Consider the following 14,557-nt stretch of genomic DNA (forward strand, 5'->3'; position numbering starts at 1 on the left):
TGAGCCGGTGGGCGAGGGGCAGTGGGTTGTTCTACCGGCGCGCTTTGTTTAAAACAGATTAGCCCCGCAAACCGCGTGGGCAATCCTTTGGGTGCGACAAAGCGCACGAGGACGGTTGTGGGATGAAAATCGTCAGCCTGAGCGCGGCAGTTTTCGCGCTGCTGGTCTGCCTAGCCCCTTATGCGGCGCAAGCCGACAACAGCAGCGTGAGCGACCAAATTGCTGCCGATGGCCGGTTCGTCGTCAACAAGGCGGTCAACGACAGTTACGATTTCTTCACCGCGCCGGTGTTGTTGGGGCAGGCGCTGCGCACTCCGGTCTTTTATTACACGCTGCTAGGCGCGGGCGCCGCGTTGGGGACCGGCTTTGCCCTAGACAACACGGTGTATGGCCATTTTCGTGGGATGTCTTCCGGCGTTGGCACCGTTTTGGAGGACGTCCCTACTTTCGGCATGCTCGGGGTGACGGCGGCAACCTACGGCTGGGGGCTTTACACTGACAACCAGCGCACCCGCCAATTCATGATTACGACCAGCGAAGGGGCGGCGGTGGGCGCGGCCTTCACCTTTGCCTTCAAATACGGCTTCGCGCGCGCCCGTCCTTATCGCGGCAATGGGCGCTGGGCATTTTGGGACAACGGCGAGTCCTTTGTCTCTGGCCATGCCACTCCGGCTTTCGCCCTGGCCTGCGGCTTGAGCGAATACGCCGACAATAACTGGATGGTGGCGATTCCCGCCTACGGCGCCGCCACTGCGGTGGGGGTGGGCCGGATCGGCACCGGCGCCCACTGGCTGTCCGACGTCGTGGGTTCGGCGCTGCTGGGGATCGGCTCGACCGAGATGGTGCTGTATTTCCATAAACAGCAACAGGAGCATCCCGCCTCCTGGCAGATCTTCTCCGCCAGCGGCCCCTCGGGTCAGGGCGGCGGGGCAGGCGTCTCGTACGACTGGTAGGTAAGCGCCGTGCCGCGCCAGCCACTTTTGTTGGCCCCGCAACTGAACTAGCGTCAGGTTTGGGCGATTTTTGGCGCCCAGGAGATTGGTATGCCACTGGTCCAGGCTGGTTCCATAAAATTGCATTACGAAACCTACGGCACGGGCGAACCGTTGCTGTTGCTGATGGGCTACGGGATGCCCGGCGCGGCGTGGACGCCAATCCTGCCCTTTCTGTCCGGCTTCCAATGCATATTCTTCGATAACCGTGGCACCGGCACTTCCGAGCGCCCCAGCGGTCCCTACTCAGTGGCCTCGATGGCCGAGGATGCCAGCAATTTGCTCCAGGCGCTGGGGATTGGCGCCGCCCACATCTATGGCATCTCGATGGGTGGCATGATTGCGCAACAATTGGCCCTCGACCATCCCGCGCAGGTCAAGAAGCTGATCCTGGGCTGCACCTGGTGTGGAGGAGTTCACGCGGTGCGGCCGCCCGAGCAGGTACTGATGGACTTGCTGGCCGGGACCAAGCTTGCCGCCAGCGCCCCCGAGCGGGCCTTGGATATCCTGCTGCCGCTGCTCTATCCCGCGCCTTTTCTTGCCGCCCATCCCGAGCTCAAGCCGATGCTTTTGCTGGCGCTGGCCGCGGTGCCGGCGATCACCCCGGAGGTTGCCGAGAAGACCCTGCTCAGCGTGGCTGAATTCGAAAGTTACGAGCGCCTGCCGCAAATTTCCTGCCCTGTGATGATCATTCATGGCGACCAAGACCAGGTGATTCCGCCCGCCAACGCGCAAGTGCTCAAGCAACGCTTACCCCAAGCCGAGCTGTGGATAATCCCCGGCGCCGGCCATGCCTTTGCCGGCTTCGACCCGGTCGGGATCCATCAGCGTATCGTTGCTTGGCTGCGCTCCTGACCTGCCGGCGCGGTTCCTTGCGCGTTCAACCGCGCTGGCCGCGAGACCTTGAAATCGCTGGAGCGGTCAAATGATCTTTCGCGAACTCAATTGGGGTAAGTGCAAAACCTATCTGGCGATCTCGGAAGCAAGCCGCAAGGCCGCCGTCATCGATCCTTTGCATGACAAGATCGAGCGCTATCTCGCGGTCCTCGCCTATCACAGATGGTGCTTGGAGGCGATCGTCGACACCCACACTCACGCCGATCATCGCAGCGGCGCGTTGGTGTTGGGCGAACTGGCCGGTGCGCCGGTCGTGATGCATCGTCTGGCGCCCGCTCCGCACGTCAGTATCCATGTCGAAGACGGTCAGGCGCTGAAAGTGGGCAACGAGGAACTCCGTGTCCTCCATACCCCGGGCCACACCCCGGATTCGATAAGCCTGCTTGCGAAGGACCGCGTCTTCACCGGCGATGTTCTGTTCATCCATGGGACCGGACGCTCCGATTTCGCGGGCGGCGAGGCAGGCATTCAGTACGATTCAATAATGCGCAAGCTGTTCACGCTTCCCGACGAGACGCTGGTTTACCCTGCGCACGACTATCGCGGACACACCCATTCAACCATCGGCGAGGAGAAGCGCTCCAATCCGCGCCTGGCGGGCAGATCCCGCGAGGAATACATCGACCTGATGAACAACCTCGGCTTGCCGTTGCCCGAGGGCATCCAGGAGGCGCTGCAACCCAACCAATCCGACATCGACGCGGGCGCGCTCAAGTTTCCCACGCTGGCGCAACTCAACCAGGTGCGCCAGCTGAGCGCCGCCGAGTTGCACGTGCGGCTCGCCAGTGCCACTCCGCCGATATTAATCGATATTCGCGAAGAAGATGAGTATCGCGGAGAGCTGGGTCATATCGCGGGTGCCCATCTAATCCCGCTGAAGCAACTGCCCGAGCGGGTCGATGAGTTTGGGTATGCCAAGGGCCGCGACATCGTCGCGATCTGCCGCGTTGGGGTCCGAAGCGCCACCGCCGCTGCGATCCTCACCGGATTGGGCTTCGAGCACGTCTGGAATCTGAAAGGCGGCATGATCGAATGGGCCGATGCGCGGCTTCCGGTCGAGCGATGATCCCGCTCGCTCAAGATCCGGGGCGGCGTGACCTCCTCTCGGCCAGTTTTGCGCGAGTGCGAGGAGAACTCAGGCGCGCGCTGGCGCGGTGATGGCGGGGAAGCGCAGCGTTGACAGGTTTTCAGGCTCGCTTGTACAGTCAATTGCGCTAAATCTACGGTTGCGGTCGGCCGGGGGTCTTAAATGAAAAAGTCCCGCATGGTGGTCGGGGTCGCTGGCACTATCGGCGTCCTGTTGCTGGGCCTGAGTGTGGTCGTCGATAATGCGGCGACCCGTGGGTGGTTGGGGTTGCGACGCGCCTACGCCCAGGAGGCGAGCCATGGCAAGAGTGCACATCCCGCCAACGGCGCACCGCGGGCACATCCCGGTGGGGGCGGCTTGCTTCACCCGCCGGTTCAGGGCGAGAACCAGGTTTATGAGCTATCGCCCAAATTCATCAAAGCTTTTACCACGATGGCGGGCGGTGCGGTGGCGCCCTGCGCGGCGCTGATGGACCCCTATCCGGAATTCAACGGGATCGCCCTGGATCCTCGCAACGGGATCGCGGTGCTCAGCGACACCAACTTAAAGAGCGTGCTGGTTTATGACATCAACGTGAAGGCTACGCCGCACAACCTGACGGTGACCCCGGCGCGAACGTGGGTTAGGGGGCCGGCGACTTTCTTGTCCTTCGCCGCTGGGATCGCGGTCGATCCGGTGCGCCATGAGTTCTACACCACGGAGAACGATATCGGTGACGATGTGGCGGCCTTTTCGTACACCGCCAATGGCAATTACAAGTCGCGAGTGCTGGCGGTTCCGCACGGCTCCTACGGGATCGCGCTCAGCCAGCGCTACAAGCAGATGGCAGTGGCGATTCAGCATAACGCTGAGATCATTTTTTACCGTCTGCAGGCGCATGGCGCCGATCGCCCGGTGCGCTCGATTCGCGGTCCGCACACTGACCTGAACGATCCCCACAGCCTGGTATGGGACGAAAAGAACAGCGAGATCTTCGTCTCCAACTATGGCAATTCCAATCCTGGCTACTGGGACATGGATTACCGCGACGGCGGCCACTATTACCCGCCGTCGGTGGCGGTCTTTCGCGACGACGCCGAAGGCGACGCGGTTCCGGTACGCGTCATCCAGGGCTCCAAGACCCGCTTCAACTGGCCCACTGGGATCGCGGTGGACGACGCCCATAACCTGCTGTTCGTGGCCAACGAAGCGGCCAACCAGATTCTGATCTTCCCGCGCAATGCCCGGGGCAACGTGGCCCCGGTCGGGGTCCTGGCCGGTCCCCATACTTACATTAGCCATCCGATGGGAGTCGCCTATGACGCCCTGCACGACGAGATCTGGGTGGCTAATTTCGGCCACACGGCGGAGATTTTTCCGCGCACCGCGCGGGGCGACGTGGCGCCCCGGCGACTTATCCGCAACGCACCCGCGGACGCAATCGCGGCCGGCTTTGGCAATCCGCAGGCGATTGCCTACGACTCCAAGCGCGACGAACTGCTGGTACCCAATTGAGTCAGCGATCCGCGCATTGCGGCATTTGCCAGGTTGGCAAGTGGTGACGCGAGCCCGGACCGAGTGATCGAAGGACAACGGACCAAACTGACGCGAGTCGCCCACGGCATCATCTACGATGAAAAGGATGACCTGATCGTCGCCACCGAACCGCTGGCGGCCTCGATTGTCTTCCTGCGTGGCGACGCCAACGGCGACCCGGCGCCGGTGCGGGTGATCCAGGGGCCGCATACCCTGATCCACAACCCCTGGCAGCCGGCCATCGATTATCAGCACAACGAGCTGTACATCGCCGACCTCACGGCCGATCAGGTGCTGGTTTTCCCGCTAGGCGGTAACGGCGACGTGGCTCCGCTGCGCGTGATCCATGGCGGGCCGGTGTCGGGACTGCGCTTGCCCTCGGGAGTGGCGGTGGACTCTGAACGCAACGTGGTGGTAGTGGCAGGGCGCAATGCGCATTTCCAGGGCGCACTCTACATTTACGATCGTACCGCGCAGGGCGATGCCAAGCCCAAGGCGGTTATCTCCGGACCCACTACCGGGCTGCTCAGCCTGTGGCACGTGGCGGCTTACCATGGTCAGATCTATGCCGCGGCCGGCAATTGGTATTACGAGCCGCCCTATGATGCTGGCGGGTTCGAGCCCAGGCCTGGATGTACCGGGCCGCCGCTGGCTTGGCAGGGTCCGCTCGGTTTCATCGGGGTGTGGAACGAAACCGACGACGGCGACGTGGCCCCGCATGCGATCATCCGTGGCGCGGAAACCGATTTGCTCCATCCCAGCGGGGTGGCGCTCGATCCGGCGCATGGCGAGCTGTTCACCACCGACTCGGTGCGCAACGGGACCTTTGCTTATCTGGTGCCCGATTTTTTCAAGCACGGCCAGAATTAAAAGCCAAGCGCACAGGCCGCTCCGGCGGCCTGTGCGCCCTACCCCAATGGTGCGTTATTCCACCCGGCGCTCACTCAGGTGCGCTTTTGACCTGCTCGAAGGTGGCGTGCCACCAAGCGCGAAACCACGGCGCGCTGTTGCGGTAACCCATGACGCTCCCCGAAACTCGCATCATCCCATCTGGGCCCACCGCGCATTGCAAGCGGGCAGCTTCGTTTACGGTAAAGCTGGAATGGGTGAAGAAGTGAATGATGGGATCGTACTCGTCGAATTGTAGGTAGGCATCCATGGTCGCGTAACTGCGGCCGTCACTGGAGATAAGCTTCATCTGACCGGCGGGATGGGCGATTTGGCTGGACCCCGCCATTCCAGCTTGAGTAAAGGTCAACTTGAATGGACCGTTGCCTATCCTCCGATAACAGAGCAGGTAGGTTTTGGGAATCCAGGCCCCAATGGGCCAGGCTCCGATCTGCTCGATCCGATCAAGATAAGAAACTGTGCCACGCCAACAGCCTCGAAACACCGCTGGCAGCACCGGTTGCGCCGGCATTACTTGGGGCAATGCTTGGGCATTTCCCTGGGGCTGCATCGGCGGCAACTCCTGGGTTGAGTTGCCTTGGGAGTGAAGGGATGGCGGCGCCATCGGGATAGTCTGAACGTTGTTGCCTTGGGGATTAGGCAGTTTTATTCCGGGCTGCGGGCGGATTGATGGCATGGATTGAGCGGGCAGCTCCAGAGATTGCTGGGCCTGCGCGCTGGCGGTGAGCGCTACCATTAGCAGCAGCAACTCGCCCCAAAGCGTCGGTCGTAAAAATCGGAGCATAGTAACGATCTTGTGGGCCCTCGCCGCCTTCAATCAGCCATCGCGGCAATCCGATCCCATTTTAGGCTCGTGTTGTGGCAACTTAAACCCATCGCACGGCCCGTAAAGACCGCGGGCGGAGCAGAGCTGGAGGTACCTACGCTTGAACTGGCCTGCGCCGCTCGAGCGAAGTTCAGTCGCCGGGCGCGCCGGGCATTTTGGAATCGCGCGGAAAAAGGCTACTTAGCGCGGGCGGCAATCTGCGCACCACATCGCGAAACCACGCCGGTCCGCGCGGGTCCGGATAGATGACCTTGTCGTTGGCGGCCCGGTCTGCCACAACTAGGCGCTTGGTAATTGTCGGTTCGGCGCGCGGATTGAAGAATGCTACCCAGGTCTGATTCAGATCCGGCCACACCAGTTCCTTCATCGTCAGCCCGCTTTCCCCCGCCATCTCCGCCATCTTCGCCGGGGTATAAGCGACCGCGCCGGGATAGACCCAGGCTTCGCCCTCATAGTTGTGTTGACCCTTGAAATAGCTGGCGACGAAAATTCCCTCGGGCTTCAATGCTTGGCGGGCCTGGCTCAGGCTCTTGGTGATTTGGGCCTGCGCAGCGTGAGAAAAAATCGAATGGGCGACAATGAAATCAAAACTCTGATCGAAGACCGTCAATTCGAACTGATCGTTGTCTGAAAAACGTGGATGGCGCTGGTTAATCCAACGCTTGCCCAGCTCGTAAACGATACCATCCGCGACCAACCACGAATTGGGTTCGATCCCGCAGTAGTGGCCAGGCGCGAGATAGGGGATCAGATGCTTGCCCGCCGCTAGCGAGCCGCAGCCCAGGTCCAGAACGTAATGATGCGGCGCCAAGCCCAGCAGCTTGAGCAACTCGAACTGGGAACGCCCGATAGGATCGAAATAGTGGGGAATGCCAACCATGTGACGGTGGCGCCGCCAGCGAAATCCCAGCTTCGTGCGTACCAGTTTGCTTACACGCGACATCGATCAGTTCCGCCGGTGTGCGTTTGGGCGCTCGGGGTGAGCCTGAGCGCTGGCGTGCGCTAAATTTTTGACTTTGTAATAGGAGTTCAACTCAACCCTATGAGCATGACGCGCTGGCCGGATTGAGCCAGCAACTGACACACACGTGCAACCCTCGCCCGGTGTACCGGTACGTTGGCGAAAAAATTGGCGCTCCCCTCAAATTCCAGGACGAAGGAGCCCGGAGAAAAACCTCCGGGCTCGATCCAACCCGATTTTGGTCGGGGCGAGCCGATTTGAACGGCCGACTCCCTGCGCCCAAGGCAGGTGCGCTACCAGGCTGCGCCACGCCCCGCGAGGATAAGCGTTAACACACCGTCGTGACGCTCTCAACCACGCCTGCCGGTTGGTTGCGGAAAGTAAAAAGAAACAAAGCTCCCGTAGCAACAGGACATTAGGGGGTGGCGGCGGTGGTGCCGATCCCGCCGCCGAAGGCTGCGACCTGGGACTCCCATTGCTGGCCGAAAGCCAGAATCAGGACCTGCTGGTTGACCTGCATGTCCATGGTCAGGCTGCGCCATTCGCCCCCACCCGCCGCCGCCATCTCCTGGTAGGCATGTTGAGTCTCCAGATAGAACTCCTGCAGGGGCGGGATGGTTTTGGGATAGGTGTGATGGAGCGAGTAGTACATCTCGCGCTGGAAGCGTTCGTGCTCTTCCACCGTTACATCGACGGTGTTGAAGGTGCCATCCTCGGCGCGAAAGCGGCTGATCAAGTCCATCACCTTTTCCATGTCTTCGGCGAAGGGAGGCGTATCGCCCACCAGCACGATTACCTTCTTGGCGCGCGGCCGCCAAGCCATCTGCTCCACCGCGGCGCGGATACCGCCCAGGGTATCCTCCTGCCACTCGCCACCGCCCTGGCTCTCGATCATCCCTAGATAACCGCCCATCACGGCAGGCGAGAGCGTGAAGGGGTGGACCTCGATAGGTTCGCCACGGCCGCCGAATTCGACCAAGCCCAGCCGGGCGGTGGGAACCAGCCGATGGATTGCCAGCACCAGCTGGTTCATCTTGGTCTTGACGTCGTCGATCACGTCTCCCATCGAGCCCGTGCCGTCGATTACCAGGCAGACGTCGAGCCCCTGGTGGCGCAGTCTGCCGATGTAGCCGCCGAAGCTGTTGCCCACCCCTCGGCCGTAGGTCGCGCCGCGGCCAACGCTACCAATCTCCAACGTGGCGCGATCGATGGCGCGCACGTAGTCGGTGGCCAGGTTCTGGGTACGCATCGCAACCACCGGCGGGCGTGCGATATCCAAGGGCGCGGTTTCGGGGGTGGCAACTTGAGGTGGCGCCGGGGCGGCCAGCGCCGAGCGCGGGACAAAACCTCCGCCCTCCAAGCGGATAGTCAGCAGGACCGGCGCCGCGTGCTGCTTAATGACGCCCACCAGGATAAGTAGCACCGCCAGGTGCAGGGCAATCGAAAGTGGAAAGGGGCCACCCAGCAATCGCACCGTGTCCCACAGCCCACGCCGGCCAGGTTCACCTGGCAGCCGCGGCGCGGTACGCCAGCGCCGAAACTGGCGATGGCCGGCCGCGACCAGCGCCAGTGCGCAGGCCGCGAGCGCGAGAGCTAAAATCAGGGCCGCCCCCAAGGTGTGGTCGGCGGCCAGCTCACTCCAGAGTCGATTCATGAGGCGCCCCGAGCTCAGGGGGTCGTCGCTGGGGCCTGGGGTGATGCTTGCGACGCTGCGATGTCGCCGGGCTCCGCCATGCTGACACCCAGTTGCTGCGCTCCCGCTCGTTTGGCGATGTCCAACACGATTACCATGTCACCCAAAATTACTCGCGGGTCGCCCTTGAAGACCACCACCTTGGCCGTGGTGGTGGCCAGCGCTCGCTGCAAAGCGCTTTGCAGATTCGCGAGCGTGACCGGCTTGCCGTCAACGTACAGGTGGCGCGAGGCGTCCAAGTTTACCGCCACCGCAGTCTTTTGTTGCGGCTGATTGCTTGCCTGCGCGCTGCGCGACAGCCCGACGTGCGCGGCAGACTCGATCGTAACCGCCGCTGCTACCATGAAGATTATCAGCAAAACCAGGAAGATGTCGGTGAGCGGCGTGATGTTGATTTCGGCAAACAGATCGCTGCCAGGACTGTTCATCATAGCCATTGGTCTTGCCCTCAGCCGCCCGCGCCGCTTTGAATCAGTCCCAGCGAGCGCTCGAACTGGGCCTGAGGAACGCGTTTGGCCGCGATCGCGATTTGCTCGGCGCCGGCGGCTTGCGCGATACGCATCAAGGTTACCATGTCAGCCAGCAGCACTTGCCGGTCGCCCTGAAAGATCACCACCTTGGGCCTGATATTCGCCAACGCGGAGTGCAAAGTATCCTGCAGCAAAGCCGCGGGAATATCCTTGGAATTGACGAAGATCTCACGGTTGGCGGTGTAGGTGACGATCACGCCGCGCCGTTCAGGAGCGGTGTGATCGGCTTGAGGCAGGGAGATTCGGCTTTGGGCTTCGATCGAAACCGAGGCGGTGATCATGAAGATGATCAGCAGGACCAGGAAGATGTCGGTGAGCGGCGTGATATTGATCTGCCAGAACAGATTACGGCCGCCGCTGGGCGTGCTAATTGCCACTGGCTTGGCGTCCTTCTAGGGCGGCGTTGATCAGCCGATTGGCCCCCACATGCATCAGGGCGTTGAGATTTTCGATGCGAACCGAAAAATAATTGTAAAAAATTACCGCGATGATGGCCACTGCCAGTCCCAGTGCGGTCGAGATCAGAGCCTCGGAAATACCGGCGGCGACTACCGAAAAGCCGCCCGTGCCCATGATCGCCATCGATTGAAATGCGCTCAGAATTCCCACCACCGTGCCGAACAGGCCGATGAAAGGCGCTGAGGCGCCGGAAGTCGCCAGTACCCACACGTAGCGGCGCAGCCCTAGCAATTCCTCAAAGCGCTGCTCTTCATCCACTCGCGCCAGCGCCTCGCGGTCGTCGGTGCGAGCGGCCGCGACCAACGCGTGGTAGAGCCGCTCGGCGGGCGAGCGGCGGGAGGCCAGCCGGCGCAAGGCTTCCTCGAAATTGCCCTCGCGCAGCGGCGTGGCCGTCGCCAGCGCGGTGCGATTGATGCGCCGGCGCAGTCCGGCCAGAGCCCACAGGCGCTCCAAAATGACGGTGATACAAATGACGGAAATCGCGATCAGCGGATAGGTCGCGTAGTAACCCTGTTGGATCATGGCGACCAGGCCGTACTGCCCTTGCATGGCTATCCTCTGGCGGGGAGTATTTGGCCGCGCGCAGGCCAATGGCGAGCGCGATCGGCGTAGCGCCTGACTTAATTCAATCAGCAGGTTTGTCAAGAGCAGCCGCGTGCGATGCCCGGGACCGGTTACGAGCGCACTTTAGTCAGACAAAGTTTGTGCTGCAGTGCGTCCCATCGCCCCCTCATTTCTGGGCCGTCCAAGCTGGGATGGGCGCTACGAGTGTTGGCCAATTTGCCGCAGGCGGCGGCAATGTTGCCGTCATGGGCGTAGATTAGGGCTAATTGATACTGTGCTTCGTACCACAGGACGTCAGATTCCGCGGCGTTGTTTTCCACCGCGCTCCACCGCTCCGCCGCCTCTTTGTAATCGCCCCGCGCCTGCGCCAGACGGGCCAGGCCGGCGTTGGCGTCGGGCGAAGTGGGAACCGCTTGGACCACGGTGGTGAATATGGCCTGGGCCCGCGCATTATCCCCAAGCTCCATCTCAGCTTCGCCCAGAATCGACAGTGTGCCGGTCAGATCGCGTGCCGGGATAATGCCGGCGGCTTGGGCGCGAGCGAAGTAGTCGTATAGCAGCACGGTGAGGCGAGCGCTGGCCAACGTCCCGGCGCGATCGCCACTTGCCCGCCGCGCGGTGGCCTCGTTCCAGCAATCCATCCCGAGTTCCTTTAAGAAATCGGCGCTAGGCTGCGGCCGCGCATCGGAGGAAAGCAACGGGGCGAGCAGTTGCTGGGCCTGAGCAAACTGCCCCAGGGCCAAAAGCGCGCTCAGGCGCCAGCGAATAGTGTCATCGAAATAACTTTCGAGGCTGGGATAGTCGCGTTGAAAGCCGTCCAGTAGTTGCGCGATGCGCTGTTGGTTGGGCGGTCTTTGACGGACCAAGAGCGCGGCCAGCATATACGTCGCACGCCCGCGCGAATCGACAATGAACTGGCGCTGAGCGGGCAACTGCTGCGCCACCTTGGGCGCCCGCGCGATAACCGCCTCCAACGCGGCGCGAGTGGTTTTGCTCAGGGCGCTCAGCGAGGGGGAACTGGCTTGCTGCCAGGCCGCGGCGAGCAATTGATAGCGGCACTGAGCCGCGTTGAAGGCAGCGGCAAAATCGTAATATTTATCGCCTGTGACTTGATCGTATTGGGCCGCTGCCGCGCCATATTGGCCTTGCTGCTGGAGCAGTTCGGCCAGGCGAAAGCGCGGCTCATAGGCATACTGGCCGTGGGGAAAGCGGGCTAGATAATCGCGGGCCCGCCCGATCCAAAGTTGACGTAGGGCTTGATTTTGCCGGCCGCTTTGCTCCCGGCGCTGGCGCGCCAGCTTGAAGCGCATGTAGCCGGCCCAGTCAGCCAGCGGCGCCCGGCGCTGCGCGACCAGATTTTGCAACACCGGATCGATTAGGTCGTAACGCCTCTGAGAGTAATAGATTTCCACCGCATATTTGTAGGCTTGAGGATAACGGCCGCTACGTGCCGCGAGCAGGAAATAATGGGCTGCCGCCATAGCCTGGTGTTGAGTGTAGAGCACCGAGGCCAGCAGGTAGCTCTCGAACGGATCGCCGCCGCCCAACTCTGCGGTAGGGTTTTGAACATAGCGAATCACGGCAGCCACCGCTGCAGGCCAAGCTTGTCCCTGGTGTGCAATCTGACGTAACACATCGACCGCTTCGCGGTGGTACTTGGTGCGCTGGAGGGGATTTTGGCTGGCGCTCTCGGCTTTGAGCAGCTCTTCCAGGCGAAATAGCTGGGAGCCCTCCTGCTGGCCTCCAGCAGCCGCGTTCTGAGCCAAACTAGCGGAAATCGCCGCTGCTTTGTCCGCCGCCCCCATCGCGGCATAGGTGGTTGCCAAGCCTTGCTGAGCGGCTACATATTGGGCGCTGTGCGGGCCCGCCTTCAGCACCTGGTTGAAGTCGGCCAAGGCCTTGACATATTGAGCATGATCGAATTGGCCCAAATCGCGCTCGCAAAAGGCTCGTCCCAATAGATTTTCGCGGATCAGGTCGGGATTGAGCAGGACCAGCGTGCTTTGCGAGAAGCCAGCGATGGCCTGCTCCAGCATGCGGCGGCGGACTTGGGGCTGGGAGCGGAACAGGACGCTGGCGTGAAAGCGCAGCCAGGAGAGCGGATAGAGCGTGCGCAGCTCCAGTTGCTCAGGCTGCTCGTAGTCGCACTGGCCGCCGTTGCCGATCGTGGTCAGGCAGGCGTTATGTTTGTCACGCCAGGTGCGGTAAAGTTTCTCCAGCATCCCGTCCAGGCGCTGATAAGCCAGTCCAAGTTGTGCGGTGCTGGCGCGCGGATCGGCGGTGTAGTTGGCGAATTGAGCCTCGTCGCGGTCCAGCTCCTCTGCCATCGCCTCGCCCGCACGCGGATCGTTTAGCGCCGAACCCAGGCGGGTCTCACTGGCGAGCAGCCGCTGGTTGAATTCCTCCAGCGTCTGCGCGTCTGCCGCGGCTGTTCCCAGCAGCACTGCCAGCAAGCCGGCCGCTGCAAGCAAGCTGCAAAAGCGTGCGCTGAGACCGCCACGACGGTGCATCGGAGTCAGCGTTACCCCTCGCCGCGCGCCCATTTCGCCTCGAATTCCCACACCTCGGTGAAGCCTATCAAACGGCAAAACTGCTCGAAGTCGAACAGCTTGAGGCTGGGATCGCGGCTGCTGCCAGTTTCCTTGATGATTCGCAGGGCATGAGCGGTGGCCGCGGCTGCCGCCAAGCCGGCGGTGGAAGGATAAATCGCGAAGGCGAAGCCCATCTCTTTGAGCACCGCGGCGCTGCGGATTGGCGTTTTGCCGCCGTCGGCCATGTTGACCATCATTGGCTTGTCGATCGCCTTGCAGGCCTTGACCATCTCGTCGTCGCTGGTGAGCGCCTCTAGAAAGATGATATCTGCCCCGGCGGCGGCGTAAGCCTCGGCCCGGCGCAAGGAGGCGTCGAAGCCCTCCACTGCGCGCGCGTCGGTGCGGGCGATGATAAGGGTGTTTAAGGCGTCGTGCCGGGCGGCGCAGGCCACCTTAACCTTTTCCACCATATCGGCCAGCGGGATTACGCGTTTATTAGGGGTATGGCCGCATTTTTTGGGAAATTCCTGATCCTCAATCTGAATGGCCGAGACCCCGGCAGCTTCGTAGCCGCGCACCGTATGATGAACGTTGAGCAGGCCGCCGTAGCCGGTATCGGCATCGGCGATCACCGCCCCCTTGGAGGTTCGTACCAGAGTCGCCATCGCCTCCAGCATTTGGGTGTAGCTGGCCAGGCCGGCGTCGGGTAGTCCGTAGAGCGAGGCGGTGAGCCAAAAGCCAGTCCCATACACGATGTCGAAACCGATGGCGTTGGCGATTGCCGCGGTGGCCATGTCGTTGATACCAGGGGCGACAAAAAATTCCTTGCGCGCCAGCTTCTCGCGCACCACCGGATTACTCATTGCTCATCTCCCGCTACGTTTTTGGCGGTCGCTGCATTTGATGACGACCGCTATTGCAGCCGCATCTTAGGATTAAACCACGCCGCGACCAAGGGCGGATCGCTGCTGATGCTCGGGATAAGCCTGCTTTGAGAGCGAGAAAGCGCCTCTGTCAGTAGGGAGTTGCGGGCGGGCGCAAGCGTTGACGCCTTGATGCCCAACGCGCGCGCCCGCGCTGCGCAGGTGCGTCAGGAGCGCGGCGGTGTGAGCTGAGACTGCTGGGTCGCCATGATCAGAGAGGATGGCGCGGGGGGTGGGGGCTGGGCCTGGACTTGCGCGACGACCAGATGGGCCGGCACCACTCCATCCCGCATCAGTCGTGCTTCAATAACCTGAGCGCGCGCCCGGCTCAGGGCAGAGGCGTTATCAGCCGCGGTTTCGACATACACGCTGGCGCAGGGGTTGCTCCTCACCCAGCCCGCCGCGTCATCGAGCAACCCGCCCGCGGCGGCGGTAAGCCTGTCGCTGTTAGGCTGAAAGCTCACGCCATGCAGAATCAGGCGCGTTTTGGTCCCACTTTGACATTGAGCGCCAAGCGGCCGAGCGAAAATTTGCGCTGCCGTTTGCGCCTGTACCGGGCGACTTAAGCAAAGCGCGCCCGCGATCAGGCTTGCGGCACCGAACGAAAAAAGAGAGAAAAATCGAGGTTTGATCATTTTGAGTTTATCCTTTTGAAATACCACTCCCGGTC

14 protein-coding genes and 1 tRNA gene are annotated in these 14,557 nt (G+C 62.1%); 5 read left to right on the forward strand and 10 right to left on the reverse strand.

Annotated elements, in window-relative coordinates:
- Nucleotides 1-122: 122 nt before the first annotated feature.
- The 5 genes from VKV28_14910 (at nucleotide 123) to VKV28_14930 (ending at nucleotide 5,361) form a co-directional block, all read left to right on the forward strand.
- Complete coding sequence (locus VKV28_14910; protein ID HLH78092.1) at nucleotides 123-953, forward strand: phosphatase PAP2 family protein; 831 nt, start codon at nucleotides 123-125, stop codon at nucleotides 951-953.
- Nucleotides 954-1,043: 90 nt separating this feature from the next.
- Nucleotides 1,044-1,847: an alpha/beta hydrolase gene (locus VKV28_14915; protein ID HLH78093.1), complete on the forward strand. Its 804-nt coding sequence runs from the start codon at nucleotides 1,044-1,046 to the stop codon at nucleotides 1,845-1,847.
- 70 nt (nucleotides 1,848-1,917) lie between these two features.
- Complete coding sequence (locus VKV28_14920; GenBank protein HLH78094.1) at nucleotides 1,918-2,955, forward strand: MBL fold metallo-hydrolase; 1,038 nt, start codon at nucleotides 1,918-1,920, stop codon at nucleotides 2,953-2,955.
- A 183-nt stretch (nucleotides 2,956-3,138) separates the two neighbouring features.
- Complete coding sequence (locus tag VKV28_14925; protein ID HLH78095.1) at nucleotides 3,139-4,470, forward strand: hypothetical protein; 1,332 nt, start codon at nucleotides 3,139-3,141, stop codon at nucleotides 4,468-4,470.
- 63 nt (nucleotides 4,471-4,533) lie between these two features.
- On the forward strand, nucleotides 4,534-5,361 hold the full coding sequence (locus tag VKV28_14930) for a hypothetical protein (GenBank protein HLH78096.1): 828 nt from the start codon (nucleotides 4,534-4,536) through the stop codon (nucleotides 5,359-5,361).
- Between the two features lie 70 nt (nucleotides 5,362-5,431).
- On the opposite strand, the gene VKV28_14935 is transcribed toward VKV28_14930, so the two are convergent.
- The 10 genes from VKV28_14935 to VKV28_14980 form a co-directional block, all read right to left on the reverse strand.
- Nucleotides 5,432-6,184, reverse strand: a complete 753-nt coding sequence (locus VKV28_14935; protein ID HLH78097.1) for a hypothetical protein — start codon at nucleotides 6,182-6,184, stop codon at nucleotides 5,432-5,434.
- A 172-nt stretch (nucleotides 6,185-6,356) separates the two neighbouring features.
- Nucleotides 6,357-7,169 carry a class I SAM-dependent methyltransferase gene (locus VKV28_14940; protein HLH78098.1) on the reverse strand — a complete coding sequence of 271 codons (813 nt, stop codon included), beginning with the start codon at nucleotides 7,167-7,169 and terminating at the stop codon, nucleotides 6,357-6,359.
- A gap of 257 nt (nucleotides 7,170-7,426) precedes the next feature.
- Nucleotides 7,427-7,503 (reverse strand) — tRNA-Pro (locus tag VKV28_14945).
- Nucleotides 7,504-7,602: 99 nt separating this feature from the next.
- On the reverse strand, nucleotides 7,603-8,841 hold the full coding sequence (locus tag VKV28_14950) for a vWA domain-containing protein (GenBank protein ID HLH78099.1): 1,239 nt from the start codon (nucleotides 8,839-8,841) through the stop codon (nucleotides 7,603-7,605).
- Between the two features lie 14 nt (nucleotides 8,842-8,855).
- A complete protein-coding gene (locus tag VKV28_14955) occupies nucleotides 8,856-9,311 on the reverse strand; it encodes a biopolymer transporter ExbD (protein ID HLH78100.1) in 456 nt (151 codons plus the stop codon).
- A gap of 17 nt (nucleotides 9,312-9,328) precedes the next feature.
- Nucleotides 9,329-9,787 (reverse strand): biopolymer transporter ExbD, encoded by a 459-nt coding sequence (locus VKV28_14960; GenBank protein ID HLH78101.1) that lies wholly within the window; start codon nucleotides 9,785-9,787, stop codon nucleotides 9,329-9,331.
- On the reverse strand, nucleotides 9,777-10,418 hold the full coding sequence (locus VKV28_14965; GenBank protein HLH78102.1) for a MotA/TolQ/ExbB proton channel family protein: 642 nt from the start codon (nucleotides 10,416-10,418) through the stop codon (nucleotides 9,777-9,779). The genes VKV28_14960 and VKV28_14965 overlap by 11 nt, the downstream gene beginning before the upstream one ends.
- A gap of 125 nt (nucleotides 10,419-10,543) precedes the next feature.
- Nucleotides 10,544-12,976 (reverse strand): tetratricopeptide repeat protein, encoded by a 2,433-nt coding sequence (locus VKV28_14970; protein HLH78103.1) that lies wholly within the window; start codon nucleotides 12,974-12,976, stop codon nucleotides 10,544-10,546.
- Nucleotides 12,955-13,827 carry an isocitrate lyase/PEP mutase family protein gene (locus VKV28_14975; protein ID HLH78104.1) on the reverse strand — a complete coding sequence of 291 codons (873 nt, stop codon included), beginning with the start codon at nucleotides 13,825-13,827 and terminating at the stop codon, nucleotides 12,955-12,957. Before VKV28_14975 ends, VKV28_14970 begins: the two co-directional genes overlap by 22 nt.
- Before the next feature lie 227 nt (nucleotides 13,828-14,054).
- A complete protein-coding gene (locus VKV28_14980; protein HLH78105.1) occupies nucleotides 14,055-14,522 on the reverse strand; it encodes a hypothetical protein in 468 nt (155 codons plus the stop codon).
- Between the last annotated feature and the right edge of the window lie 35 nt (nucleotides 14,523-14,557).

The organism is Candidatus Binataceae bacterium, assembly GCA_035294265.1.
GTDB lineage: Bacteria > Desulfobacterota > Binatia > Binatales > Binataceae > DATGLK01.

What these genes read in the sequence shown, in the direction of transcription:
- VKV28_14910 (HLH78092.1), top strand. Translation starts at nt 123, where the DNA reads ATGAAAATCGTCAGCCTGAGCGCGGCAGTTTTCGCGCTGCTGGTCTGC.
- VKV28_14915 (HLH78093.1), top strand. Translation starts at nt 1,044, where the DNA reads ATGCCACTGGTCCAGGCTGGTTCCATAAAATTGCATTACGAAACCTAC.
- VKV28_14920 (HLH78094.1), top strand. Translation starts at nt 1,918, where the DNA reads ATGATCTTTCGCGAACTCAATTGGGGTAAGTGCAAAACCTATCTGGCG.
- VKV28_14925 (HLH78095.1), top strand. Translation starts at nt 3,139, where the DNA reads ATGAAAAAGTCCCGCATGGTGGTCGGGGTCGCTGGCACTATCGGCGTC.
- VKV28_14935 (HLH78097.1), bottom strand. Translation starts at nt 6,184, where the DNA reads ATGCTCCGATTTTTACGACCGACGCTTTGGGGCGAGTTGCTGCTGCTA.
- VKV28_14940 (HLH78098.1), bottom strand. Translation starts at nt 7,169, where the DNA reads ATGTCGCGTGTAAGCAAACTGGTACGCACGAAGCTGGGATTTCGCTGG.
- VKV28_14950 (HLH78099.1), bottom strand. Translation starts at nt 8,841, where the DNA reads ATGAATCGACTCTGGAGTGAGCTGGCCGCCGACCACACCTTGGGGGCG.
- VKV28_14955 (HLH78100.1), bottom strand. Translation starts at nt 9,311, where the DNA reads ATGATGAACAGTCCTGGCAGCGATCTGTTTGCCGAAATCAACATCACG.
- VKV28_14965 (HLH78102.1), bottom strand. Translation starts at nt 10,418, where the DNA reads ATGCAAGGGCAGTACGGCCTGGTCGCCATGATCCAACAGGGTTACTAC.
- VKV28_14970 (HLH78103.1), bottom strand. Translation starts at nt 12,976, where the DNA reads ATGGGCGCGCGGCGAGGGGTAACGCTGACTCCGATGCACCGTCGTGGC.
- VKV28_14975 (HLH78104.1), bottom strand. Translation starts at nt 13,827, where the DNA reads ATGAGTAATCCGGTGGTGCGCGAGAAGCTGGCGCGCAAGGAATTTTTT.
- VKV28_14980 (HLH78105.1), bottom strand. Translation starts at nt 14,522, where the DNA reads ATGATCAAACCTCGATTTTTCTCTCTTTTTTCGTTCGGTGCCGCAAGC.